This window comes from Burkholderiales bacterium (assembly GCA_035518095.1).
In the GTDB taxonomy this organism is placed as follows: Bacteria; Pseudomonadota; Gammaproteobacteria; order Burkholderiales; family JAHFRG01; genus JAHFRG01.
The window spans coordinates 38,722-64,650 of record DATIXX010000010.1; the positions used below are offsets into that span (position 1 = coordinate 38,722).

At 54.1% G+C, this 25,929-nt stretch carries 24 protein-coding genes, 1 tRNA gene and 1 pseudogene; 9 read left to right on the plus strand and 17 right to left on the minus strand.

Annotated features, from left to right (window positions below; all coding sequences use genetic code 11):
• Positions 1–198: 198 nt before the first annotated feature.
• The 8 genes from VLV32_02290 to VLV32_02325 all read right to left on the minus strand — a co-directional run bounded on the left by VLV32_02290 (position 199) and on the right by VLV32_02325 (position 9,507).
• Positions 199–1,341 carry a ribonucleotide-diphosphate reductase subunit beta gene (locus VLV32_02290; protein HUL40727.1) on the minus strand — a complete coding sequence of 381 codons (1,143 nt, stop codon included), beginning with the start codon at positions 1,339–1,341 and terminating at the stop codon, positions 199–201.
• Between the two features lie 35 nt (positions 1,342–1,376).
• A complete protein-coding gene (locus tag VLV32_02295; GenBank protein ID HUL40728.1) occupies positions 1,377–4,232 on the minus strand; it encodes a ribonucleoside-diphosphate reductase subunit alpha in 2,856 nt (951 codons plus the stop codon).
• 201 nt (positions 4,233–4,433) lie between these two features.
• Positions 4,434–5,006 (minus strand): 1,6-anhydro-N-acetylmuramyl-L-alanine amidase AmpD, encoded by a 573-nt coding sequence (gene ampD / locus VLV32_02300; protein HUL40729.1) that lies wholly within the window; start codon positions 5,004–5,006, stop codon positions 4,434–4,436.
• Positions 5,003–6,367: a sigma-54 dependent transcriptional regulator gene (locus VLV32_02305; GenBank protein HUL40730.1), complete on the minus strand. Its 1,365-nt coding sequence runs from the start codon at positions 6,365–6,367 to the stop codon at positions 5,003–5,005. The genes ampD and VLV32_02305 overlap by 4 nt, the downstream gene beginning before the upstream one ends.
• Positions 6,364–8,106, minus strand: a complete 1,743-nt coding sequence (locus tag VLV32_02310; protein HUL40731.1) for a HAMP domain-containing sensor histidine kinase — start codon at positions 8,104–8,106, stop codon at positions 6,364–6,366. Before VLV32_02310 ends, VLV32_02305 begins: the two co-directional genes overlap by 4 nt.
• 26 nt (positions 8,107–8,132) lie before the next feature.
• The gene (locus tag VLV32_02315) at positions 8,133–8,360 is read right to left on the minus strand and encodes a PP0621 family protein (GenBank protein ID HUL40732.1); all 228 of its coding nucleotides are present in this window, start codon (positions 8,358–8,360) and stop codon (positions 8,133–8,135) included.
• Between the two features lie 42 nt (positions 8,361–8,402).
• Positions 8,403–8,479: transfer RNA gene (locus VLV32_02320), tRNA-Pro, on the minus strand.
• A 98-nt stretch (positions 8,480–8,577) separates the two neighbouring features.
• Positions 8,578–9,507: a polyprenyl synthetase family protein gene (locus VLV32_02325; GenBank protein ID HUL40733.1), complete on the minus strand. Its 930-nt coding sequence runs from the start codon at positions 9,505–9,507 to the stop codon at positions 8,578–8,580.
• 228 nt (positions 9,508–9,735) lie between these two features.
• On the opposite strand from VLV32_02325, the gene rplU reads away from it, so the two are divergent.
• The 4 genes and pseudogenes from rplU to proB all read left to right on the plus strand — a co-directional run bounded on the left by rplU (position 9,736) and on the right by proB (position 12,550).
• Positions 9,736–10,056 (plus strand): 50S ribosomal protein L21, encoded by a 321-nt coding sequence (rplU, locus tag VLV32_02330; protein HUL40734.1) that lies wholly within the window; start codon positions 9,736–9,738, stop codon positions 10,054–10,056.
• Between the two features lie 2 nt (positions 10,057–10,058).
• Positions 10,059–10,316, plus strand: a complete 258-nt coding sequence (gene rpmA / locus VLV32_02335; protein ID HUL40735.1) for a 50S ribosomal protein L27 — start codon at positions 10,059–10,061, stop codon at positions 10,314–10,316.
• Positions 10,317–10,402: 86 nt separating this feature from the next.
• Positions 10,403–11,404: pseudogene (obgE, locus tag VLV32_02340) on the plus strand (GTPase ObgE).
• 27 nt (positions 11,405–11,431) lie between these two features.
• Positions 11,432–12,550 carry a glutamate 5-kinase gene (proB, locus tag VLV32_02345; GenBank protein ID HUL40736.1) on the plus strand — a complete coding sequence of 373 codons (1,119 nt, stop codon included), beginning with the start codon at positions 11,432–11,434 and terminating at the stop codon, positions 12,548–12,550.
• 11 nt (positions 12,551–12,561) lie between these two features.
• Here proB and VLV32_02350 read toward each other — a convergent pair whose 3' ends face one another.
• From VLV32_02350 to VLV32_02370, 5 genes are all read right to left on the minus strand, one after another.
• Entirely contained in the window at positions 12,562–13,152 is a 591-nt protein-coding gene (locus tag VLV32_02350; protein HUL40737.1) for a DUF3501 family protein, read from the minus strand.
• Between the two features lie 37 nt (positions 13,153–13,189).
• Positions 13,190–14,515 carry a heterodisulfide reductase-related iron-sulfur binding cluster gene (locus VLV32_02355; GenBank protein HUL40738.1) on the minus strand — a complete coding sequence of 442 codons (1,326 nt, stop codon included), beginning with the start codon at positions 14,513–14,515 and terminating at the stop codon, positions 13,190–13,192.
• A 93-nt stretch (positions 14,516–14,608) separates the two neighbouring features.
• Positions 14,609–15,028 carry a rubrerythrin family protein gene (locus tag VLV32_02360; protein HUL40739.1) on the minus strand — a complete coding sequence of 140 codons (420 nt, stop codon included), beginning with the start codon at positions 15,026–15,028 and terminating at the stop codon, positions 14,609–14,611.
• 157 nt (positions 15,029–15,185) lie between these two features.
• A complete protein-coding gene (locus VLV32_02365) occupies positions 15,186–15,782 on the minus strand; it encodes a CBS domain-containing protein (protein HUL40740.1) in 597 nt (198 codons plus the stop codon).
• Positions 15,783–15,900: 118 nt separating this feature from the next.
• Positions 15,901–16,416 (minus strand): RNA pyrophosphohydrolase, encoded by a 516-nt coding sequence (locus VLV32_02370; protein ID HUL40741.1) that lies wholly within the window; start codon positions 16,414–16,416, stop codon positions 15,901–15,903.
• 97 nt (positions 16,417–16,513) lie between these two features.
• Here VLV32_02370 and VLV32_02375 point away from each other — a divergent pair, with 97 nt between their 5' ends.
• Together VLV32_02375 and VLV32_02380 are read left to right on the plus strand one after the other, a co-directional pair.
• The gene (locus VLV32_02375; protein HUL40742.1) at positions 16,514–18,223 is read left to right on the plus strand and encodes a proline--tRNA ligase; all 1,710 of its coding nucleotides are present in this window, start codon (positions 16,514–16,516) and stop codon (positions 18,221–18,223) included.
• Positions 18,224–18,306: 83 nt separating this feature from the next.
• A complete protein-coding gene (locus VLV32_02380) occupies positions 18,307–18,816 on the plus strand; it encodes a lytic transglycosylase domain-containing protein (GenBank protein HUL40743.1) in 510 nt (169 codons plus the stop codon).
• A 10-nt stretch (positions 18,817–18,826) separates the two neighbouring features.
• Here VLV32_02380 and VLV32_02385 read toward each other — a convergent pair whose 3' ends face one another.
• On the minus strand, positions 18,827–19,351 hold the full coding sequence (locus VLV32_02385; GenBank protein ID HUL40744.1) for a TlpA disulfide reductase family protein: 525 nt from the start codon (positions 19,349–19,351) through the stop codon (positions 18,827–18,829).
• A 243-nt stretch (positions 19,352–19,594) separates the two neighbouring features.
• Here VLV32_02385 and VLV32_02390 point away from each other — a divergent pair, with 243 nt between their 5' ends.
• The gene (locus VLV32_02390) at positions 19,595–21,178 is read left to right on the plus strand and encodes a hypothetical protein (GenBank protein HUL40745.1); all 1,584 of its coding nucleotides are present in this window, start codon (positions 19,595–19,597) and stop codon (positions 21,176–21,178) included.
• 28 nt (positions 21,179–21,206) lie between these two features.
• Here the strand turns inward: VLV32_02390 and VLV32_02395 are convergent, their stop codons facing one another.
• On the minus strand, positions 21,207–22,439 hold the full coding sequence (locus tag VLV32_02395; GenBank protein ID HUL40746.1) for a YihY family inner membrane protein: 1,233 nt from the start codon (positions 22,437–22,439) through the stop codon (positions 21,207–21,209).
• 62 nt (positions 22,440–22,501) lie between these two features.
• On the opposite strand from VLV32_02395, the gene wrbA reads away from it, so the two are divergent.
• Complete coding sequence (gene wrbA / locus VLV32_02400) at positions 22,502–23,092, plus strand: NAD(P)H:quinone oxidoreductase (GenBank protein ID HUL40747.1); 591 nt, start codon at positions 22,502–22,504, stop codon at positions 23,090–23,092.
• On the plus strand, positions 23,089–23,784 hold the full coding sequence (locus tag VLV32_02405) for a DUF2470 domain-containing protein (GenBank protein ID HUL40748.1): 696 nt from the start codon (positions 23,089–23,091) through the stop codon (positions 23,782–23,784). The genes wrbA and VLV32_02405 overlap by 4 nt, the downstream gene beginning before the upstream one ends.
• A gap of 125 nt (positions 23,785–23,909) precedes the next feature.
• On the opposite strand, the gene VLV32_02410 is transcribed toward VLV32_02405, so the two are convergent.
• Entirely contained in the window at positions 23,910–24,314 is a 405-nt protein-coding gene (locus tag VLV32_02410; GenBank protein ID HUL40749.1) for a hypothetical protein, read from the minus strand.
• Between the two features lie 443 nt (positions 24,315–24,757).
• Positions 24,758–25,843: a hypothetical protein gene (locus tag VLV32_02415; GenBank protein ID HUL40750.1), complete on the minus strand. Its 1,086-nt coding sequence runs from the start codon at positions 25,841–25,843 to the stop codon at positions 24,758–24,760.
• Positions 25,844–25,929 lie beyond the last annotated feature (86 nt).

The window sequence follows — 25,929 nt, forward strand, 5'->3', positions numbered from 1 at the left end:
ACGCATGCTGCCACGTTCGACAACCACCTCACCACAATTTGTTATAGCTGCTTCGCCGACTCACCACGGCGGGGTTCAGCAGGAACGGTGCCAGTTTACAGCCGGCACAGTTTTGCTCTCAATCTCCTCGCGCGACCCAGGCTCAGGACCCATCCGGTCGCCTTTTCATGCCCGTTTCAGTAAAGCGACCACTTCGCATCAGTCCCAGTTCAATGCCCCGCCGGTTTGATACTCGGTGACGCGTGTTTCAAAAAAGTTTTTTTCCTTTTTCAGATCAATCAGCTCGCTCATCCAAGGGAAAGGATTGGTCGCGCCTTGGTATAGCGTGTCCAAGCCAATTTGCTGACAGCGGCGGTTGGCGACATAGCGCAAGTATTCCTTGAACATTGACGCGTTAAGACCCAATACACCGCGTGGCATGGTGTCTTCGGCATACCGGTACTCCAGCTCCACACCTTTTTGGATCAACCCTTTAATGTCTTCTCGGAACTCTGGCGTCCACAAGTGCGGGTTTTCCATCTTGATTTGATTAATAACGTCAATACCGAAGTTGCAGTGCATCGATTCATCGCGCATGATGTACTGATATTGTTCAGCCGCGCCGGTCATTTTATTTTGCCGTCCCAGCGCGAGTATCTGGGTGAATCCAACATAGAAGAACATCCCTTCCATGATGCACGCAAACACGATTAAACTCCCCAGGAGCTTCTGGTCGTTTTCCATTGAGCCAGTCTTGAATTCCGGGTTGGTCAACGTATCAATGAATGGAAGTAGAAATTCGTCCTTGTCACGTATGCTCGCAATTTCGTGGTACATGTTGAAAATTTCACCCTCGTCGAGTCCCAAGCTTTCCGTTATGTACTGGTAAGCGTGAGTGTGAATAGCCTCCTCGAATGCCTGGCGCAGCAAATACTGCCGGCATTCGGGGTTGGTGATATGCCGGTACGTACCGAGAACGATGTTATTCGCTGCGAGACTGTCGGCGGTGACAAAAAACCCCAGATTGCGTTTAACGATGAGTCGCTCATCTTCGGTAAGGCCGTGTGGGTCCCTCCACAGCGCAATATCTCGACTCATATTGATTTCCTGCGGCATCCAGTGATTGGCGCATGCGGCAAGATATTTTTCCCACGCCCACTTGTACTTGAACGGCACCAGTTGATTAACATCGGCGCGGCAGTTGATGATATGTTTGTCTTCCACCGAAATGCGCTTCACGCTGTTGCCGGCGGCATAGCGCTCGTCGGGTTTTGTAAATGCAGGCGCAGCTGCGATGAACCCCGCCACCGGCTGCAGGCCGAGACCCGGAACCGAATTCAAATCATCTTCGAATTGCAACATCTTCTCTCCTTTATGTAGTTATAGGTGGATGCTAATCACTGACAGGATTCACAACTGGGATTGTCGATGGAACATAACTCCACCCCATCCCGTTTCTGGCCCTCTGTTACCGGCACCGCATTGAGCTGTCCGGCCTTGACCGTGGACTTCTCTGCGTGCGTTGCACCCAACGTGCGCAGATAATAGGTCGTCTTCAGCGCGCGGCGCCACGCCAACCTGTATATCTCATCCAGCTTTTTGCCACTCGCTCCGGCCATATAAATATTAAGGGACTGCGCCTGATCAATCCATTTCTGGCGGCGCGACGCCGCCTCCACCAGAAACACCGGATCGATTTCGAAGGCAGATGCGTAAAGGTTGCGGATATCGCTGGGAATTCGATCGATTTTCGACAGACCACCATCAAAATACTTTAAATCGGAAATCATCACTTCATCCCACATCCCGAGTTTCTTCAGGTCCGCCACGAGATACCGATTGACTACAGTAAATTCTCCGGAAAGATTGGATTTGACATACAGGTTCTGGTATGTGGGTTCAATACTCGCCGAAACCCCGATGATATTGGCGATCGTAGCGGTAGGCGCAATTGCAAGACAATTGGAATTGCGCATGCCGTAGTTTTTGATGCGCGCACGCAGCGCACCCCAGTCGAGCGTCGACGATTCATCGACCTCGACATCGCCTCCACGCTCCTGCCGCAGTAGCTTTAAGGTATCCTGCGGCAATACGCCACGGTCCCACAGTGAACCGGCATATGAGGGATAGCGCCCGCGTTCGGCAGCGAGCGCGGTAGAGGCCCAATACGCATGATATGCCACCGCTTCCATGGAACGGTCGGCAAATTCAATTGCATCCTGCGATGCGTACGGAATGCGTAGTTCATGCAAACAATCTTGGAAACCCATGATGCCAAGCCCCACAGGCCGATGCTTGAGATTGGAATTGCGAGCCTTGTTGACGGCATAAAAATTGATGTCGATGACGTTATCCAGCATGCGCATGGCGGTACTCACGGTGCGCCTCAGCTTGTCATGGTCAAGCTTACCATCCTTAAGGTGGGCAACCAGGTTGAGAGAACCCAAATTGCACACCGCAATTTCCGAGTTGTTGGTGTTGAGTGTAATCTCAGTACAGAGATTTGAACTGTGCACGACACCCACATGTCGCTGAGGAGAGCGGATATTGCAGGCGTCCTTGAAGGTAATCCATGGATGTCCGGTTTCAAACAACATGGTTAGCATCTTGCGCCACAGCGTCAGCGCGGGGAGTTTCTTATATAGCTTAATTTCACCCTTGGCGGCTTTCGCTTCGTAAGCGGTATACGCCTGTTCGAATTCCTTGCCATATTTATCGTGCAGGTCCGGCACATCCGACGGTGAAAACAGCGTCCATTCGGCGCCTTCGACGACACGCTTCATAAACAGGTCTGGAATCCAATTGGCGGTGTTCATGTCATGGGTGCGGCGGCGGTCGTCACCGGTGTTCTTGCGCAGTTCAAGAAATTCTTCGATATCCAAATGCCAAGTCTCGAGGTACGAGCAAACCGCACCCTTGCGTTTGCCGCCTTGGTTCACCGCTACCGCAGTATCGTTCACGACTTTCAGGAATGGCACCACACCCTGGGACTTGCCGTTGGTGCCTTTGATATGGCTGCCCAGCGCACGTACCGGCGTCCAGTCATTGCCTAAACCCCCGGCATATTTGGCAAGAAGAGCGTTCTCCTTGATCGCTTCGTAAATCCCATCGAGATCATCTTTGACGGTCGCAAGGTAACAGCTGGAAAGCTGTGAACGTAAGGTACCGGAATTGAATAGTGTGGGCGTAGAGCTCATGAAATCGAAATTTGAGAGCACGTTATAGAACTCAATGGCGCGCGCCTCGCGTTCGACCTCATTGAGCGCTAATCCCATGGCCACGCGCATGAAGAATGCTTGCGGGAGTTCAATGTGGCGGCCGCGGATGTGCAAGAAGTAGCGATCATATAGGGTTTGTAATCCAAGGTAGCCGAACTGAAGATCACGACCCGCATCCAGCGCTGCGGCCAGGCGCCGCAGATCGTAACGCGCGAGGCGCGGATCCAATAGTTCAGCATCGATGCCCTCTTGCAGAAAGCGCGGAAAATATTCGGCGTAAGCGGCCACCATCTGTTCCTGAGTGACCTCTTCGCCGAGCGCCTCAAGGCGAATTGAGTGCAACAACAAGCGCGCAGTTACAACACTATAGGCCGGGTCTTTTTCAATCAGCGAGCGCGCCGACAGAATCGCCGACCTGCGCACCTCTTCCGCTGGCACGCCGTCGTAAAGGTCCTTGAGCGTAGATCTGAGGATCAGCCCTGCATCCACGGCCTGTCCCAGCCCCGCGCAGGAAGCTTGCAATCGCGCGCTCAAACGCTGCATGTCGAGCGGAACTTTGCGGCCGTTTTCGACCACATTGATTACCTGAGGTGGCGCAGCAGCTTCGATTAGCGCCTTTTGTTTGGCGCGGTTGCGGGCGCGCTCTTCGCGGTACAGCACATAAGAGCGTGCCACTTCGTGCTCTCCCGATCGCATGAGGGACAGCTCTACCTGATCCTGAATATCTTCGATATGGAAAGTACCGCCGTTCGGCTGGCGGCGCATCAGCGCATTCACCACAGTTTCAGTAAGCTTCGCAACCATTTCCCGAATGCGCGCCGAAGCGGCGCCCTGTCCGCCGTTCACGGCGATGTACGCCTTAGTCATCGCCAGTGAAATTTTGACCGGCTCGAACGCGACTACGCTGCCGTTGCGGCGGATGACCTTGTACTGCGCAAAACGTGGGTCCTGGTCAAGAATAGGCGCAATATCTGAAGGGCTGATTCCGGCCGCGGAGACGGCAGAATCGTTTTCAGTAGCAATGAGCTGCTGCATCTCGATGTCTCCTGATATTTTGTAATTTTTTTAAGTTTTTATATGTAACCACTTAAGGCAACAGGGCGTTGCCCGTTAAACTACTATATGTAGTCAAAAACAGCCCTTCCTTGACCAATTCTAGTAGGTTGACTTCGGGACTGCAACTACTTTTTGTGGTGAAAGGGTGGGAGGGATACTATATATTGTAAAACGATTGAATTAGCTGCGAACATCCTGAAAAAAGCGCTGCCAATCAAAAAAAGGGCCGGGGTCCGTCTTGCGCCCTGGCGCAATCGCAGAATGCCCGACGATATCCTTGACTGGGTAAACCCGCTTCAACTCTAAGGTTAGCGCAGCCAGCGCGGCATACTGAGAATCCCGAAACGGCAGTAGATTGCTTCCTTCCAGTTCTATTCCGATCGAAAAGTCGTTGCAGCGTAGGCGGCCGTGCCATTTCGATGTTCCCGCATGCCAAGCACGCTTTAAGCAAGGAACAAATTGCAGGATTTGCCCGTCGCGCCGTATAAAAAAATGCGCCGAGACCTTCAGTCCACAAATCACCCGGTAATAAGGGTGGCCCGACGCAGCGAGTCGGTTGGTAAACAGCTCGAGCACCGCAGGCCCGCCGAATTCGTTGGGCGGCAGGCTGATATTATGGATGACCAATAACTCGATTGCGCCGTCTATTGGCCGCTCGTCGCAATTGGGTGACGGGAGAAAGCGCGCGCCTTGCAATACACCTTGGGAATCTAGCTGCAAGCGCAGAGTCGAAGGCTGCCGGTTCTGGTTCAATCAATGCCCAAGCGTTCCATGCGATAGCGTAATGAACGAAAGGTGATGCCGAGCAATTTTGCTGCCGCGGTACGATTAAAGCGGGTTTTCCCCAACGCTTCCAGTATGGCGTCCTTTTCAACTTTATCGAGATAATCCTGCAATGGCCATTTCCCGTCGGGTACGGCCGCGCGTTCCGCAGGCTGCTGCGGGGTAAGCTGCAGATCCTCGAGAGTAATTTTGGGACCCGAGCGTAGCGCGAGCGAACGTTCCAGAATATTTTCTAGCTCGCGAACGTTGCCTGGAAAATCGTATTGTACGAGCGCTTGCAACGCGTCGTCATCCAGTTCGCTTGCGGGGGTTCCATGCTTTTTGGCAAGATCTCCTAACACGGCCCGCGCGATCAAGGGAATATCCTCGCGCATGTCGCGCAGCGAGGGCATTTTCAACTCAATCACGTTAAGCCGGTAATAAAGATCTTGGCGGAATTTTCCGTTCTCGACACCCTTCGCCAGGTTCTGGTGGGTGGCGCTAATAATGCGCACATCGGCGCTTTCCTCCTGAGTGGAACCGACCTTGCGCACTTTTTTTTCCTGAATCGCGCGCAGCAATTTGACCTGCATCAACAGGGGCAAATCTGCCACTTCATCTAGAAACAACGTGCCGCCGTTTGCAGCCTGAAAAAAGCCCTCGCGGTCTTGCTCGGCGCCAGTGAAGGCTCCTTTCTTATATCCGAAAAATTCGCTTTCCATCAAGTTTTCCGGTATCGCACCGCAGTTTACCGGTACGAACGGGCCGCTTCGACGTGCACTTTTTTCATGGATTAGCCTTGCTGCAAGTTCCTTACCGGTCCCTGATTCGCCGCTGATATAAACCGGCGCTTCGCTTCGCGAGAGTTTTTCAATCAATTCGCGCACCAGGCTCATGGCTTCAGACCCGCCGAGTAGCTCATTCTCGACGGTTTTGTCATCAGCAGGCCGCGCCAGACTTAATGCCGATTTCACCAAGGTGCGCAACTGTTCGAGTGACACCGGTTTAGCAATGTAATCGAACGCCCCTGCCTTCAAGGCAGCGACCGCATTCTCGGCGCTGCCGTGCGCCGTGATCACCGCGACCGGCAAATCGTCGCAGTGCGCATCGATATACTTCACCAGATCCAGTCCATCGCCGTCTGGCAAACGCATATCGGTGAGGCACAGGTCAAAGTGCCGCGTCTGTAATAACTTGGTCGCGGAGGCAAGGTTTTCTGCGCGTTCTACTTCCAGCCCCATGCGCAATAAGGTAAGTTCCAGCAGCTCAAGGATATCGACCTCATCATCGACAATGAGTACGTTGCGCCCTGGCCCTTCGTTTTCCAACTTCGTTTGTTTGCGTTTAGTCATGTGCTTGACTTGCAAATTACCCTGAAATGTCCGCCCTTTGTGGTCTCCACATAATCCAACGTGGCGTCGTTCGCGCCACAGATTTCGCGCGCGATGTACAGGCCCAGTCCCGTACCGCCAGCCTCCGTAGTAAAAAACGGTTCAAACAAGTGGCCGCGAGATGCCGGGGACACACCCGGGCCATCGTCAATGACGTCTAATCTTACCGCATCCTTGCCCGTACCGCCTGCTGTTACGAGCCGAATGCTGCCTTCCCGCCTCTGGCAATGGCGCAAAGCATTGCGGCAAAGGTTCCACATCACTTGATTCAAATGGCTACGATCGAAAAACAATACAGGTTGAGCATGGCTCTCAAGCTTAAAGGTGGCGGTTGCAATCTTTTCGTTTCGGCAGAATTCCTCAATAAACTTGCGCAGGAAGTTCACTAGCTTTATGTTCTCGCGCAGCGCCCGGTCACGGCGGTTAAGCTTGAGAATATCTTGCACCATGCGGTCAAGCCTTTGGGCATTTTCGCTGATTATTTCAAGCAAGCGGGTTTGCGTTTCAGTCTGCTCGGGTTCTTCCTGAAGCAGCTCGGTGGCATGGCTGATTGAACTCAAGGGATTCCGGATTTCGTGTGCGATATTGGCGGTGAGCCTGCCTAAGGCGGCAAGCTTGAGCTGCTGGGCTTGCGCTTGAACGCGGCTCAAGTCTTCAAGAAAAATGACGGTGCCAAGGGCGCGGCTGTCGCCGACAGCCACAAAACGTACCCCGATGAGACGTGTGCCCGAGATCGTTAGCGGTTCGACCGGGTCTTGAGGCCGGATGCGCCAGTGCGCAAGGCGCTGTGCCAGCGCCGGCGCATATTGCTCCAATAACACGTCGTCTCCGCGTTGCCGATTCAATCCCCCAAAAAACCTCTCCACCTGTGAATTATGTTGTCGAATCACCCCATTTTCGTTTACCACCAGCACGCCATCCTGCATATCCTGAATAACCAGCTGATTAACTTGTGCCAAGTTGGCAAGCTCGATGCCGCGCTGCAAGGCGAGTCGTTCACTGACCAAGGCATATTTGGCAAGGGTATTCGCGAGCCAAGCGGTGGCGAAGTAACCGATGCTGAGCATCCCCGACTGAATATACTGCGTGCGGTCCTCGTGCCCTTGCATTACCTGAACGGTTTGCTGGAGCAGCACCGCAATGCTGGCCAGCGCCGCATAGAATAAGGATAGTTGCCCGCGGCTTATGAGGCCTGCCGCGGCAAGCGATGCAAGAAGAAGCAAGCCGAGTCCGCTTGTGATGCCGCCGCTCGCATACATCAACGTTACGAGAAAAACAATATCACCAAAAACCTGCAGGCTTAATTGCAGCGAGAAATGCGGTCGTCGCGCGGAAATAGTGAAATGGCAGAAAATACCGAACAGCACATACAATATACTGCCGCGCCAAAATAAGCCTTGATCAAGCGACCCGAAGAGGGATTGTCCGAAATATCCGGCGGTGAAAATAAACGATATGGCGACGGCCAGCCGGTAAAAATTGAAATAGAAAAGGGAGCGCCAAAACGAAATCGGGTATTCCGAATGCTGTGCGGTCAGCAACTGCGCGGGCGCGGTGATTCCTTCCCAAAAAGCACGTCGAAGGCGTCCGAGGAAGGTTCCGGAACCGCGTATTGTTGCACGACTCCCGACCTCGAGATCCGCTCGGGCGGTTTTGCCCGATTTGCCCGAGTCACTTATTTGCGAATCTGGCGCTTGCATCGGCTGACCGCCATCAGCATTTCGGGTCATTTATTGCCCGAGTGCGCACGCAGATGTTCCTTGGAGCAGAAAAAATCACCGTGACTGTTAAGGCTCTCGCTCTTCGGCAGATTCACACCACAATGAGCGCAGCGCACCATGTCTTCCGCTGCGGTATCTCGATTCTCACCCGGTTTTGAAAGGGTCTTGCCGTATGCCTTGAGAACCCAGTAAACCAGTAATGCGGAAACTATTAAAAATAGCAGTTTGCTCAAATTCATTCTCCGCGGCAGAAATCAGAGCGTGCCAAATTAGTATGGTCGGGGTGACTGGATTCGAACCAGCGACTCCTGCGTCCCGAACGCAGTACTCTACCAGGCTGAGCTACACCCCGATTGTGGCAGTCCGGGATTATTTTAGGCCCGGTTGGAGATGGTTGTGGAATCTGGCGCATGGGCCGCGGCAACCGCCACCATCTGTGTGATAGACGTTCTAGCAGCTTCTGCTAACCGCAAAATCAGCCAATTGTAGCAAAGAATCGCGGTAAATTGAACGCGGCAGCACAGCACATGCGTCACACGCCGCTTGCGCTTCTTTCTCGGCCCGGGCATGCGCGTAGTCGAGAGCGCGGGTTTCATGTATGGTGTCAAGCACCGTCTCAAATTCCTCAAGCCCGCCTTGCTCGATTGCCTTGCGAATAATTGCTGCTTGCCGTCCGTCGGCGTGCTTCATGGCATATATGAGGGGCAAGGTGGGTTTTCCTTCGGCCAAATCGTCTCCGATGTTTTTTCCGGTTTGCTGGCGGTCGCCGGAATAGTCGAGAACATCGTCAATGAGCTGGAAGGCTGTGCCGAGATGCAGGCCGTAACGTGCTACGGCCTCCTCGTTGGGATGCGAAGCCCGGCCAAGTATCGCGCCAAGTCGCGTAGCTGCCTCAAAGAGTTTGGCGGTTTTACAACGAATCACCTGCAAGTAGCCTTGTTCATCCAGGTCGGCGTTATGACAATTCAGTAGTTGCAGTACTTCACCCTCTGCAATCACGTTCGTGGCATCTGCCAAAACCTGCATCACCCGCATGTTGTCGACCTCCACCATCATTTGAAATGACCTCGAGTATACGAAATCACCCACCAGCACGCTGGCGGCGTTGCCAAACAGAGCATTCGCGGTGGGGCTGCTTCGGCGCAACGCCGATCCGTCCACCACGTCATCATGGAGCAAGGTGGCCGTATGGATAAATTCGATTACCGCCGCCAAGTCGTAATGGCGCGTCCCGCGATAGCCGAACGCGCTGGCAGACAGAATTACCAGCGCAGGTCGTAAGCGCTTGCCGCCACTGTTGATAATGTATTCGGCAACTTGACGTACCAGGGCGACATTGGAATGCAAGCGCCTGCGAATGACCTGATCCACTTCGCGCATGTCCTGCTCAATGGATCCGCGGATGGCGTCAATTGACAAAGAGGTATCCAAGTTAAATTACCGCGGCGGAAAGATATTTCACAAGCATAACAGAATAATTTATTTTGTAGAGCCCGGGCCGGCGTGCATATGAAGTTAAAAGAAGCACGCTAGTTTTGACTCGATATGGCGGTTCATATAAAATTACCTTTTTATATTGAATAAATTAGGACGTACCGGGAGCATAATGTGTACGCGGTGATAAAAACCGGGGGCAAGCAATACCGGGTTGCTTCAGGCGAAAAACTGAAAATCGAGCATATATCGCAGGAAGTCGGCAGCGAAATTGTGCTCGAGCAGGTATTGCTGATCGCTGATGGCGACAAGATCGCGACTGGCGCGCCGTGGGTTCGCGATGCCAAAGTCAAGGCGACCGTGATCGCCCATGGACGCGGCGAAAAAGTGCAGATATTCAAAATGAGGCGCCGCAAAAATTACCGAAGAACCCAGGGCCACCGCCAGAACTACACGGAAATTCGTATTGACGCAATCTCGAACAAGGACGATTAGCCATGGCACATAAGAAAGCCGGTGGCAGTTCCCGCAATGGCCGTGATTCTCAAGCTAAACGCCTTGGTGTTAAGTGTTTCGGCGGCGAGCTAATTTCGGCCGGCGGCATCATTGTGCGCCAGCGCGGAACGCGGGTTCATGCTGGAGATAACGTGGGTACAGGCAAGGACCATACGCTGTTCGCCAAAATAACCGGGAAGGTGCAATTCAAATCCAAGGGACCCGAGAATCACAAAACGGTAAGCGTGGTTCCGGTCTAGCCGACATCTGGCCAAACGGGAAAGCCCTATCGCTTGATAGGGCTTTTTTCATTTCCCTTCGCATGAGAATCGACTCCGCTTCCGACATGAAATTTATAGACGAGGCAATAATACAGGTCGCCGCCGGCAATGGCGGGGACGGCGTAGCTCATTTTCGACGGGAAAAATTCGTGCCGCGTGGCGGGCCCGATGGCGGAGATGGTGGGCGCGGGGGCAGCATTTACGCCGTTGCCGACCGCAATGTGAATACGCTCATCGATTATCGCTACCAGCGCATCTATCGCGCGAAAAGCGGCAATCGTGGACGTGGCGCGGATTGTTACGGCAAAAGCGCCGAGGATGTCGTGCTGCGCGTACCCGTCGGAACGGTGGTCAACGACAATCGTACCGGAGAACTGGTCGCCGACCTTGCGCAGCACGGGCAAAAAGCGCTGCTTGCCAAAGGCGGTGAAGGCGGTCTCGGCAACCTGCATTTCAAATCCAGTATCAACCGCGCCCCGCGCCGGTTCACGCGCGGCACCGAGGGAGAAACCCGCGAACTCAAACTGGAACTCAAGGTGCTTGCGGATGTTGGTCTGCTTGGCATGCCAAACGCCGGCAAATCAACGTTTATACGCGCCGTGTCCGCGGCGCGCCCTAAAGTGGCGGACTATCCTTTCACCACCCTCGAGCCGCATCTGGGCGTAGTACGCGTGGATCACCATCGCAGCTTTGTCATTGCAGACATTCCAGGGCTGATTGAAGGCGCGGCGGAAGGCGCCGGACTCGGACACCAGTTTTTGAAGCACCTCGCGCGCACCCGTCTGTTGCTGCACCTTGTCGACATCGCGCCGCTCGGCGAAGCCACGAACCCGGTACGTGATGCCCGCGCAGTAATCGAGGAGCTCAAGAAATACGATGAAGTGTTGTTCCAAAAACCACGCTGGTTGGTGCTTAACAAGCTCGACTTGCTCACCCCGCTCGAGCGCTTGGAAAGAACCCGTCAGTTTCTGAGCGATTTTGGCTGGCAGGAAAAAAGCTTTATTATTTCTGCGCTCACCGGCAAAGGCTGCAAAGAGCTTATTTTGGCGGTGATGCGGTACTTGGAACAAAATTGAGGGATTCGGAGCTGAATTATGCGCGAGGCCTTAAAAAACGCCAATCGGCTGGTCGTGAAAGTTGGCAGTAGCCTAGTCACTAACCAGCAAAGAGGGCTGGACCACGCGGCATTCGCACGCTGGGCCAGCCAGATCGCTACACTGAAGAGCCAAGGCAAAGACGTATTGCTGGTTTCATCTGGGGCCATCGCCGAAGGCATGCAACGGCTGGGCTGGAACAAGCGCCCGATCTCCATGCACGAGCTGCAGGCTGCTGCTGCCGTCGGACAGATGGGTCTGATTCAAGCATACGAGACGTGCTTTCGGGAGTTCGGGTTGCACACCGCGCAGATCCTACTGACGCACGAGGATTTATCCGATCGCAAGCGTTATCTCAACGCCCGCTCCACCCTGCGCGCGCTGCTGGCCCTCAATGTCATTCCCATCATCAATGAGAACGACACAGTAGTGACTGATGAAATTCGTTTCGGCGACAATGACACGCTGGGTGCGCTGGTGACCAATCTGATTGAAGCAGACGTGCTGATTATTCTTACCGATTTGGCGGGATTGTATACCTCCGATCCACGTAAGAACCCGCATGCTGCATTGATAAGTGAAGCAAGGGCGGGGGACGAACAGCTCGAAACTATGGCGGGCGGCAGCGGTTCGCACGTAGGCAGCGGCGGTATGCTGACGAAAGTACTTGCCGCCAAGCGCGCCGCCCGCAGCGGTGCGCATACCGTCATCGCTTCGGGTTACGAACACAATGTCCTGCTCAGTCTCGCGCAAGGAGACGACATAGGCACCCACATCGCGGCCGTTACCATGACTCTCGCCGCGCGCAAGCAATGGCTTGCAGATCACCTGCAAGTACGCGGGAAACTGGTGCTGGATGCCGGGGCGGCGCGTGCGCTTTGCGCCGATGGCAAAAGCCTGCTGCCGGTCGGCGTGTGCGATTTATCCGGCGATTTCGAGCGCGGTGAAGTGGTGGCTTGTTTTGATCCGCAGGGACGGGAAATTGCGCGCGGGCTAGTCAACTATAATGCCGGGGACGCGCGGCGCATTATCAGATTGCCGAGCCACGAAATCGAATCGGTACTGGGCTATGTGGAAGAACCCGAACTCATTCACCGCGATAATCTCGTGCTCCTTTAACGCACGTTTTGTCAGGAACCGCGCAAGTCCCTGATAAGCGACACGCGCACTGACTCTGCAACGGATTCACCCGCCACTTCATACTCGGGATGGTCTACCCCAATGACGAGTGTGGCGCCTTCTTTGAGCGACCAGATAATTTCGGGCGTAAGCTCAAAACGCAGAAAATGCACTGATGAGGTTTTCTCCTCGTCCTCGCGTTCCAGATCCTCATCTGCGATCGCATAAACGCGACTGCAACCGGTGGCCTGCAACCAAACGCGTTTCTCTACGCCTTTGAGTTTGGCCAGCATTTGCCTGCGTTGTTCGACCTCCGGATACTCGATCAGCATTGTAGCTTTCAAATTGCCGCCGTCGGGAATCAGCGGGTTATACGCATCAAGCTCATCCCGAATACCGTCTTCCTCGAAGATCTTTTCGGCATGCAGCATTTCCTGGATCTGGTAGCGCATGGTGAGTTCGTCCTCGAACATGAGCGTCACGTTGCTGCCCAGATACACATTGCGGTTCTTCTTATGCGCCATCACCCTGGCGCGGAATTCCTTGCGCGCGCGCGCATATGCTTCAAGCGTCATTAGGCTGTCGCGGGTTACATGTGTCATATCGGGTTCCAGTCTTTTTTTAATTCAGTTGCATAGCCTACAAGCCGTAAGCAATGCGCATCAGCGTGAGCGGATGTTCCTTACGCGGTGCAGTATTACCCATACCTTGCGCTATGTGGCGGCCGGCAATTGCACAGTCGGAACTGATGTAATCCGGGGTATGCTCCGCCATTTGCCTGAACACCGGCCTGCCGATTTTCATCGAGATATCGAAAAATTCGGTCTTCACACCCCAGGTCCCGTCATGCCCCGAACAGCGTTCCACGGTATTGATTTGGGTGCCGGGTACCATCTGCAGCAGTTCCCGAGTTTTCTGTCCTATGTTCTGCACCCGCAGATGGCAGGGAACGTGGTACGAAACGTTGCCTAGCGCTTTCTTGAAATCAGTTTTGAGTAGGCCGTCGCGCAGCCGCAGCATGAGATACTCGAAAGGGTCGAACATCGCCTCCGCAACGGACTTCACCGCGGCATCGTCGGGAAAGAGTAACGGCAACTCCTTCTTGAACATCAAAGTACAAGACGGCACCGCTGTAAGTATTGCGTAGCCCTGCCTAGCGAAATTTACCAGCTGCGGAATGTTCACCTTCTTGAGTTTGGCTACTTCTTCGAGCGCGCCGAGTTCCAGCTTGGGCATACCGCAACATACTTCTTGTTCCACTATCGTTGCTGAAATCGCGTTGTGTTCGAGGATTCTCAGCAGATCGTAGCCTATGCCCGGTTCGTTGTAGTTGATGTAACACGTGGAAAAAATCACCACCTTGCCCGGGGTGTTGGCACCGTCTTTCACCGGAAAATCGCATTTACCGACTGCAGTTTTGCGGAATGTCGCGCTCCGGTATTCAGGCAAATGGCGGTCCTTGTGGATTCCCAGCATTCCTTGCATAGCTTTACGTGCTGTGGGCGCCTTGTTGACCGCGTTAACAATCTGCACCACCACTGGAATGCTGGCGAGTTTCCCCAGGGCATCGGTGCCGGAGAGCAGCTTGTCACGAAATTTCACCTCGCCACGCCGGTATTTGATTGTCTTGGCGCGCAGCATCAAGTGCGGAAAGTCAACATTCCAAGGATGCGGCGGCACGTACGGGCATTTGGTCATGAAACACATGTCACACAGATAGCATTGGTTCACGACGTCCCAGTATTTGCTCTTGTCGACCCCATCCAGTTCCCCTGTGGTCCCTTCATCAATCAAGTCGAACAGGCGCGGAAAAGCATTGCACAGGTTCACGCAGCGTCGGCAGCCGTGGCAGATATTGAACACCCGCCCAAGTTCATTGACCAGCTGCTCCTCGTTATAGTAGTCCGGCTTGCACCAGTCGATGGGATGGCGCTTCGGCGCTTCCAAGCTGCCTTCGCGGGTCATAACATGGAAGAAACGTCAGCGCCGGGAGGCAAAACAAGAGAAAACAAGGGCGGGATAATAGACTCCTTATTCCAGACCCCCTTGCATGAGCATTTATTCAGCCAATGCGTCCAGAGCTTTCTTGAATCGGTTGGCGTGAGACCGCTCCGCCTTGGCCAAGGTCTCGAACCAATCCGCAATTTCACCGAATCCTTCGTCGCGGGCAACCTTGGCCATTCCGGGATACATATTGGTGTATTCGTGTGTCTCGCCGTGAATCGCCGATTTCAAGTTGAGACGAGTGGGACCAAAAGGCTGATCAGTGGCAGGATCACCGCAGGCCTCCAGGTACTCGAGATGACCGTGGGCATGGCCCGTTTCCCCTTCTGCCGTGGAACGAAAAACTGCCGACACATCGTTTTGCCCTTCCACGTCGGCTTTAGATGCGAAGTATAAATAGCGCCGGTTTGCCATTGATTCGCCGGCAAATGCCGCTTTGAGATTGTCGTGGGTCTTCGATCCTTTAAGCTGCATTTTGCTCTCCTGTAATTAATTGACTGATTCAACACATAACTGTGAATTGCGCGCTTGCCGCACGTGCCAAACCCCAGAGGCGCAAATTAGACTAATTCTAATAAATAAACAAAGTTTAATCTGCGACTACGGCATTGTCAATAAACGTCGCCGAATGTTAATGGCTCAGCGCGGATTCGATTTCAGCAAAAGTCCGAGCCATTTCGGTGGTATGAATGAACGCTCCAAGTTGCCGTGCTACCTGGGTCGCCGAAAAAATGCCGCGCACTTTCTGCGTATTCTCGACAGGACCTGCATCCACCACCACAGCATGCTGCTTGCCGCTTTTTTTGAGTGTGGCAACCACGTGACCTACCCGCGCATTTTGAATATCTTCCAGTTTCAACACTTCGAGGCGATGCTGCGGAATCATGATGTCCCGAACTAATACGTCCTGACGCATGATTCCACGTTCGCGCACAAATAGCAGCGGTTTCTCGCCCAAGATGTCGGCAGCGCTAATCAATCCCAGTACTAAGCGCGATCTGTCTACCACCAGCAAAAGTCGCACCCCGCGTTCGATCATCGTCTGATTCGCTGCATCGAGAGTAGCTTCCGGTTCTATGGTTGCGGCGCACACATGCTTGAGGTCCGTCATGCATTCCTGGGCCGGGCTTTCAAGATTTAGTCGCGCAACCTTGCTTTGCGTAGGCTGGTGATAGGTTGTGGCTGTATTGAGCGAATATAGGGGAAGTGGATGGAAATCTCTAAACATGCTATTGCCTCCATTTGGGTAAGCTATACCCGATTTGCCTATAGCATCTTGCAAAAATAGCGGGCAACTACAAATATCCCAGCAGGCGCGCTAGCAGCCGGCCCGTACAGGCCGCGCGTCAAACACCGCGAGATTTGACCCTTTGGTGGCGCGTACCGTTATCGCGGTTTAGAAAGCGCGAGAGTTCGTTGAGCGCCTGCTGGTAAACATCGCGCTTGAACTCTATTACAGACTCCATTGGCACCCAATAGTTCTGCCAGCACCACGCATCAAATTCAGGATGCGCGTGCGCACGGAGTTTGACATCGCAGTCGCGACCAACAAGCCTCAATAGGTACCAGATCTGCTTTTGGCCCTTGTAAGAACCACGCCATACCTTCCTGACCCAGTTAAATGGCACGTTGTAACGCAACCAATCGCGCGTGCGCCCGATGATTTTCACGTGCTCACGGCTTAATCCGACCTCTTCCAGGAGCTCGCGGTACATGGCTTGCTCAGGTGATTCTCCGGGGTTGATCCCACCCTGCGGAAACTGCCAGGAATGCTCCTTTACCCGCTTGCCCCAAAAAACCTCGTTCCTGGAATTGAGAATAATAATGCCGACATTAGGGCGATATCCGTCTCTGTCGATCATATCAACCACCCGTCATTATCCAAATCAAGCTAATTTTTCCATATTTCACATAAGATTGTAAAATACGACACTTTTGGTCGGAGTTTAGCGGGTATCTATGCGGGTCTCGCAGTACTTTCTTTCCACCTTGAAAGAAGCACCTTCCGAAGCCGAACTTGTCAGCCATCGTTTAATGCTGCGCGCCGGCCTCATCAAGCGCCTGGCGAGCGGCCTTTATAGCTGGATGCCGCTTGGCCTGCGCGTGCTTCGCAAAGTGGAAGCCATCATTCGCCAAGAAATGGACAAGAGCGGCGCAGTTGAACTACTCATGACCGCCGTGCAACCAGCGGAACTGTGGCAGGAATCCGGACGCTGGGACATGTACGGCCCGGAACTGCTGCGGATTAAGGACCGACACCAGCGCGACTTCTGTTTCGGCCCGACACATGAAGAGGTCATCACCGACATCGTGCGCCGCGAAATAAAAAGTTATCGCCAACTGCCCGTTAATTTTTACCAAATCCAGACCAAGTTCCGCGACGAGATTCGCCCGCGCTTTGGCGTAATCCGCGCGCGCGAATTCGTAATGAAGGACGCCTATTCGTTCCACCCAGACAAGGCAAGCCTCGGTCGAACCTATCAGCTGATGTACGATACCTACTCGCGAATCTTCACGCGCCTGGGTCTCAAATTTCGTGCCGTTGCTGCAGCAACCGGCACAATCGGCGGAACCATATCGCATGAATTCCATGTGCTGGCGGAATCCGGCGAAGACGCGATCGCGTTTTGCCCAAACTCAAATTACGCGGCAAATGTCCAGCTGGCCGAAGCGCTTGCGCCTGAAGTCGCCCGAGGGGCGCCACGGCAAACAATGGAAAAAGTTGCCACTCCCGGGAAAAAAACCTGCAAAGAAGTGAGCGACTTGCTCAAACTGCCCCTCGCGAGAACCGTGAAGTCGCTGCTGGTCGCCTGCGATCAGCGGATGTATATGCTGCTGGTGCGCGGGGATCATGCGTTGAATGAGACAAAAACACAAAATATTCCCGGCCTCAATCGGTTCCGTTTTGCCACGGATAAGGAAATCCTGGCGGCAACGGGATGCCCGCCCGGCTACATCGGGCCCGTAGGTCTGGATCCGAATATAGTCACAATAGCCGATCGCAGTGTCGCGGCAATGAGCGATTTCATTTGCGGCGCCAACGCCAACGACTATCACTTGATCGGCGTCAACTTTGGCCGCGACTTACCGGAACCGTCGACCGTCGCGGACATACGCAACGTTGTGCTCGGGGACCGCAGCCCCGACGGCAAGGGGTTATTGGAGATTTGTCGAGGGATCGAAGTCGGCCACGTATTTCAACTCGGCACCAAATATTCCGAGGCCATGGACGCGAAATTCCTGGACGAAAACGGGCAAACGCGGGCAATGGAAATGGGCTGCTATGGAATCGGCGTGTCGCGCATCGTGGCGGCTGCGATCGAGCAAAATAACGACCAGCACGGAATCGTTTTTCCGCAGGCTATGGCGCCTTTCCAGCTCGCCATTGTGCCGGCCGGAACAAGCGCCGGTGTGCGCGCTGAGTCGGAGAGAATGCATGACGAACTTTCCGCCTGCGGTATCGAAGTCCTGCTGGATGACCGCGACGAACGTCCCGGAGTGATGTTCGCGGACATGGAGCTCATCGGCATCCCCCACCGGCTGGTGGTCGGCGAGCGAGCGCTCAGGCAGGGCGCGGTAGAATACCAGGAGCGCCGCAACGGGGAAATGCGAATTATTCCCTTGCAAAACTGCGTTACTTTTATAAAATCCCAGCTATGCGCGTACTAATTACCTGCTTTTTGCTAGCTACGTGCCAGCTCGCGTGGGCTGGTCCGCAAACTTATGAGCCGCTTTCGGCGAGCGTCCGCGCAATGTTGCGAACCGCTGTTAGCGATGACGCCACGCCTTGGCTTGCTTTCGGGTCCGAGGCCAAGGCCAAAGCGTGGCTCGCCGATATGTCACGTCGGCTAGCGGACCGAATGCCGAATGAGCAAGCGCGGATGGATTTTCTCCGGACCGTGCATTACGAGGCCTCCCGCGCCGGGCTCGACCCGCAACTGGTGCTGGGATTGATCCAGGTGGAAAGCCGCTTTAATAAATATGCAATATCAAGAGCCGGCGCACGCGGTTATATGCAGGTCATGCCGTTCTGGAAGAAAGAAATCGGCAGTAACGAACACGATCTGTTTCACCTCAAGACTAACCTCCGCTACGGCTGCACTATCCTGCGCTACTATCTGGACCAGGAAAACGGCGATCTTTTCCGGGCGCTCGGCCGCTATAACGGAACCCTTGGACAATCGAAATATCCCAACCGGGTGGTCAGGGCATGGATCACCTCTTGGAAATACCCGGCGCGCGGTTACTCAAGACAAATCTAACCGGGCTGATTCACCAAGCCGGGAAAACCGGTGTTCGGGATGCAAGATAAACACCGGACCATTCCACAACCTGCTTTTTGAGACCCAGAAACTGTTCGATCCGCTGCCGGTTGAGGGGTCCGACGTGACGCATAACCAAGTCGCCGCTGGGATTGAATATGAAACTGGTGGGTAGCCCGTTGACTTTGCCGATTTGCGCAGCGATTTTCTCGTCTCCCAGCACCACCGGATAAGATATGAACATATTGTCCGCGAATTCAATCACCGCTTTTGAATCCCGGTATTCCATCGCAATACCGATAACTTCCAGTTCATTTCTATGGGATTCGTACAGCGACACCAAATCCGGGATTTCTTCAAGACAGGGCGGACACCAAGTCGCCCAGAAATTTACCAATACCCATTTTCCACGGTAATCGCTAAGCCGGTGCGTTTTCCCCTGCGTGTCGGTCAAGGAAAAATCCCCAGCATGCGCCGCGCCCGCGAGCGCCAGACAGGCGGCCAAAAAAAACTGTTTTGTTAAAATCTTTTGCAATTGCGATCACTAATGGATGCGGATAATCGGGACAACTGACCGCGCATTTTGCGGTGACGCGAGCGTGCAGCGCCTATTGACACCTCTGTTGCTTTCTGCGTGAATACTTGCCATTTTGCGTCTATACTTGCTTTGTGCAAAATAATGGCCAGGTTCGCCGCTCGGCCGCTAACAATTAGTTCGCTTTTCGGGAGACTTCTTTCGAAGGTACAGTACCTGTTCATTGGTCCTGTATATTAATTTATGCCAATTAAACTCAGTTTGCCTGAAACCGGCGAAACTTTGCAATTGAAGGCGGAAACCCGCCCAAGGCGGGTTAAAGCGTGGCTGGAGGCGTTACCGCTGGCCAACATCGTGGAAGCCGCACGCAGTGTTTCCGATGCGCTCATTTCGCTTAACCGGACTCCGCTGGATATTGAGAACCGCCTCAAGTTGCTCGAGCTGTATACTGCCGCGATCAACAATTTGGTTCCCGAATTGGAGCATAAATACACGATGGTCGCACTGCCGTTGCCTGAGAAGAGCCGCCAGGCTGCGAATCTTGCACGCCGGTTGTACGTTGAGCTGGCCTACGGTTACAAGATCATTCTGCTCGACCGGTTACAGAAAAAACGCCTTCGGATTGCAGGCCGCGCGCACCTGCATCTCCTAATTCAGCGCGCCATGGACGCCTTGAGCAAAGCCTTGGGCGCGTTTTACAAAACCTATTCCCCGGCGCCGCCCGGGATGTGGTCGGAAATCCACCAACTGGCTCAGCTCGCGCTGCAGCGTAAGCTGCACGATGAGCCGTTGGACGGGGGCCGCAACAGCATCAGCTCGACGTACAAACGTGCGCTGCTGCTTGGCTTGGCGAATCCTTACAAGCTCATGCAAGGAGAAGTAGAAAAGGTTACCGATTACCTGGAGCAGCAGGGGAATCTGGCCAAGCTCTATCCCATGCAGGATAAGCAGAATGCCTCGGGAGTTTTTGTGATTAATCTGGATAGCGACGCCCCGCCAAAATCCCTCGAGCAGGATACAAAAGCCACAATGCACAATCACATCCTGCTTGGCACTGACGCCCTGGTTTCCGCCTTGGAGGACGACATCGCGAGACTGGAAGCGGCAAACTTGCAAAAAGCGCTGAGTCTGCCGGATCACACCAAACAGGTTTCATATGTCAGCCTATTACGGCGGCTCGGCAGGGACTGGACGTTCATGCCCAAGCGCAAATTCCAGCGCATGAATAACAATGCCCCCATGGAAATCTGTGTGGGCCTGCGCGCGACGTGTCACTATGTCTCGGCCCAGCCTGAGCTGGCCGAACAGAGCGCTCTGGATTTCAGAATTGACACCATCGGCGGCTCGACTGGCACGGCCAAATCCGAACGGGCGCATTTTGCCACGAGCCAGTGGGCGGTTACCAACGAAAGCGCCGGCGGAATGGGACTGAAATCCGTCACCAACATCACGCAGCCAATCCGGATCGGGGAAATAATTGGGTTGCGCTCAGCGGACAGCCGAATCTGGAATATCGGCGTGGTACGAAGGGTGTTCACCGGAAACTCGGATAATGTTGAGCTCGGGGTGCAGATGTTGGCGCCTACAGCAACTGCGGTAACCATCAAGCCGGTTGTAGCGGGCCCCAAGGAAACGTTCCAGGCGGCTTTGCTTTTGCCCGAACTGCGCCCGCTGCAACAGCCTGCCACGATCGTCGCGGCCCCGGCCACATTCCGCAGCAAACTTGAATACCTTCTCTACATGAACGGCGTTGTTAGCCATGTGCGCGCCATGCGCCTCGTCGACCAGACCGCCAGTTTCGACCTGTTCCAGTTCAGCATCGAATAGGCCGCGGAATCGAGTGCGTCGGGGGCCCTCAGGGCGTTGCTTGGCTGACACCGCTCCCGGCTTCGGAAAACAGCGTTTTCAGTGGAATTTTCATTTCTCCTTGCTCAAGCATATCCTGAAGTAATGTATCAGGTATACCGGAGTGAGGCATCCTCGGGTGCGCGCGCGGCGGATCAAATACAAACAAGCGGTAGACATCTGCCACCGTAAGCTGTTCCGGATCACGCACCAGCACCCATCCCTCGCCAGCCGCTTTGCGCACCCAGTTTGCCGTACTCAGACGCTGCAGCACATCTTCAATTTCTTCTATGCCAAGTCGCAATTGCTTGTGTAATTTCGGCAGGTTCATCACATCCCCGGTTTTAAGCGATTGAATGAGGGCCCGCAAGATTTGCAGGGCATGGTAAAACTGGTAACCCGGTGCCCTCTGTTCCGGGTCCACGTCCCCGCGCCAGTTCGGCAATGACGCCGCAATGACTGCACCGAGGAGAAACACAAGCCAAGAAAGGTAGATCCACAACAGAAAAATGGGAAGACTGGCAAAGGTGCCGTAAACCAGCTTATAGCTGGGAACGTGCGCGATATAAAACGCAAAGCCTCGCTTCATTGCTTCAAAACCCACGGCCGTAACGATGGCACCGGCAAACGCGTGATTCACCGGAACATAGCGATAAGGCACGGTGAGAAAAAGCAGCGCGTAGGCGACCGTCGACAATAGCAGCGGCGTGAGCTTGAGCAAAAACAATTCCATGGCCGGGAGCTGCTTGGTAAATCCCAGAGCCGTCGTGAGCATCCAGGACGTCATCGACAGGCTGGCGCCGATCAGAAGCGGCCCCATGGTAAGCACCGTCCAATAAATCAATAGCCTGTTTAGCAGAGGGCGCGGGCGTGTCACTCGCCATATGGTATTGAGTGTACGGTCTATCGTTAGCATCAACATGAGCGCGGTCACGCCCAGAAAAATTATCCCCAGCGCCGTGAGTCGCGCCGCGTGCTCGGTGAACTGCTTCAGGTAAACGGTGACAACTTTACCCGCCGCTTCTGGAAGCAGGTTGTTCCATATGAATGTTCTTAGCTCAGCAGAAAAATTTGAAAACACCGGGAATGCCGTCAATACCGCCAAGACAACGGTAATGAGCGGCACTAAAGACAGCAAAGTGGTGAAAGTAAGGCTGCCCGCCGCCTGGAGGCAACGGTCGTGCTTGAAGCGCTTCCATACAAACCGCAAATAGCCAGAGCCTGAGTAGATTCGTCTCGGCATAAGCAGAGGGAATGAATTTGGTTGCTATATAATACCTATGATTCGTCGTTAATGCTTCCTTTATGAAAGAAATCCTCGTTCTCTATTACAGCCAGTACGGCGCAGTAAAACAAATGGCGCGGGCGATTGCACACGGCGTTGAACAGGTACAAGAGGTGAAAGCGCGCATCCGGACGGTTCCCAAGGTGTCTACCGTTTGCGAAGCGGTGGAAAAAGAGGTTCCCGATGCAGGCGCGCCGTACGCCGAAGTCAAGGATCTTGAAGAATGCATCGGCATTGCATTGGGAAGTCCGACGCGCTTTGGCAACATGGCCGCGCCTCTTAAATATTTTTGGGACGGCACCGGAAATCTGTGGATGAAGGGCAGCTTGGTCGGCAAGCCCGCGGCGCTTTTTACATCCACCTCCAGTCTGCATGGCGGACAGGAAGCAACGCTCCTTTCGATGATGCTGCCGCTATTGCATCATGGCATGGTGATCATAGGTATACCTTATTCCGAGCCGGAGCTTATCAGCACCAAAAGCGGCGGCACGCCCTACGGCGCGAGCCACGTTGCCGGTATGGCAAGCGACCAACCGGTCACGGAAGAAGAACGAAAACTCTGCATCGCGCTCGGCAGGCGGCTTGCCGAAACGGCATTGAAGCTGGCATGACCAACGCTGCTGAAGCGCGGCGGTTGTTGCGCAAAAGGCGTTTCGGCATGCTGGCCACCCTTTCCAAGAAATTCGGTGGCCATCCGTTCGGCTCGATCACCCCTTACGTTCTCGACCACGACGCGCGACCCGTGATACTTATCAGCACGCTCGCCGAGCACACCAAGAACATCGATAACGATAACCGGGTAAGCCTGCTGGTTAATGAACCCGGCACCAACGTGCAAGCGGAAGCGCGCCTAACCGTGCTCGGCAACTGCGCTCGCATGCAGGATCAGGAACAGGTGAAAACACGCTACCTGCGCTATTTTCCAAATGCATCTGGCTATTTCGACACCCACGATTTCTTTTTCTACCGCATTCAGCCCATGGTGATTCGCTATATCGGCGGCTTTGGCGAAATCCATTGGATTCCAGAAAAAGATTTCGCGTGCCCTGAGAACAAGCTCGCGGCACAGGAGCAAAGCATACTTGCGCACATGAACCAGGACCACGCCCAGAACTTGCGCGACTATTGCCGCCGTTATCAAGACAGGAATGTGAAGAATGCCGAAATGATCGGAATAGACTGCGACGGCTTCGATGTCCGCGCCGACGGAGAATTATTGCGCTTCGATTTCGAAACTCCAGTGCTCGACGCCCTGCAAGCGCGTGCAGCGCTTGTGAAAATGGCGAAGGAATGCAAAGCGTGAACAGCGAGTTATTGAGACAATTGAACGCGCGGTGACGTGTTGCGACGGAAACAATGGTTTTTATTGTGCGACCAGCCGGCACAAAAACCAATTATGGCACGGCACTTCCAGCCCATCCACACTATTTAAATGTTGGGAGTGTTTGGGAGACAGTAATCTACATACCAGAAAGACCCGACCAACCACAGAACACCTGCCACTACGAGAATCAAAGCAAGTAGCATCGACCTACGCATAGCGGACAAGTACCAACCAGCTTTCCCCGGCTTTTGCTTTACATCCCACATCTTGTACTGATGTCGCCAATACGCTGCCGAGATTGCCGCGACCAGACCAAACGACATTAAGGTGATAAAAAGCAAAAACGCAAGCATATTTGCGTACTGGAGGATCTTGTCCAGTTGGGAAATGGCTGCAACGACAGATCCGCCAGCCACAGCCTGTAGCATGCCTATAGCAAAAGCTTCGTTACCAAATATCTGTTCTCTATCCGGATGCATTGGCGGACGTTCAGGTTGTTTTTCCGTCATAGCGATTTTTGTGCCGTAAAGCTAGATATAGACACCGGAAAAACTGCAATTAATTACGCCAAATTCAGCATGATTTTGTCATCCTACACCAGAACAAGTTTGCAAACGGAAGCCGTTTTGGCTTGAGAATTTTCCCCTTCTGAGCCGCCGAATACCGCAGCCAGACTTGGGAGCAGTCGGCGAGCACTGTCTGAGCGCGGAACGCGCGAGTTGCGCAGCCGCCAAGTTTGGTGAGGAACGGAGGAAATTCCATGGGGGCGGCGAGGCAGGGTTGCGTTTTCTTTGGTGACTTTCTTTTGGCGACGCAACAGAAAGCCACCAGCTCCCGGTCTGCCACCGGCGAACTTTAGATCAAAGGTCAAAATGTGTTTTTATATTTACGAACTGACTTCTCAAAACCTGACCACCCATTGTTTCCTCGCGTCTTGAGGCAACCGATCGGATCATTTTTTTTCAGCGCGGTTCCGAAGGGCTTCTAACATATCCTTGATGTACGGCGCCATGACAGTACGCGCCACGGGGCGCGCCGCGGCAGATTTGAATCCTCCAACCTGGTCGGTCGAGACGCGGGCGACATAGATCAGTAGCGTGCCGTCCTTGGTCGGGATCGCCGCGACGATCTGCTGCATCGAGTTGTAATCGTGGCTGGCGTAATATGTGCGCTCGACGTTGACATAGGCATAGTCTACGAACATGGCCATGCGGTGCGTCAGTATGTAGGTCGGACGGTCGAAGAGTTCGACGTTGAACCAATGAAAGGATTCTTCGAACTTATCCTTCGTTACTTTTTCCTTGGCAGCCGGGTAGTGCAGAAGCAGGTCGTGCAAGTGGGGCACGTGCTTTTCCAGCCCCGCGCTTTCCTTGGTGGCAAGGAGCAATTCGTCGCGGACAGACCGTTGTGAGTTCTTCCCGCGCTGGTACGGGGCAATGCCTGCCAGGCCCTTTGTCCGATAGGCCTGATACCTGGCCAGCAGGTCCTGACGGACGAGTTGCTCCACTTCCTTTACCGGCACAGCCTTGCCTTTACTCGCTGACTTCAGCGCCTGAAAGGCGGCCATCTCCTTGGCATCCAGGTTCAGCGTGCTGCCCGGTTCGGCATCCAGATAGCGCTGGGCTTCTTTTTCGGGATTCGGCTGCAGATCCACCGCCGCGAAGTCCGCCAGCGTCCCTGCTCCAGGAATCGTGACGCGCACCTTGAAAGCCTTGACCGATTCTGTATCCTGCGTTTCTCGATACAGCTTTGCAATTTCCTCGGGCTTGGCCTTGATCAGCAGGGCAAGGCCGATCGAGAGCGACCGCTCGGATCCCTCGCCTACAGATCTCTCGACGATCTTGCCTTCCTTCGCATTTTCCAAATCTCCCTTTGTAAATTTCAGGTCTCGGAGAAGCTCATCGACAGGAGGCAACTTGGTTTCGGCTCGAAGCGGCGCACTGAACAGCAGGCAGGCACACAGGCTGACAATTGCGGTACCCGCGGTCCTGGCGCGCCACGCACCAGGAGTAACAGGGCAAATTTCACGCATGATCATATTTCCTCAATGGTAGTCCAGAATTTCCACATGCTTTAACAATTGCGGATCTCTGCAAATACTACCGCCTATTTCTGAATTTGATT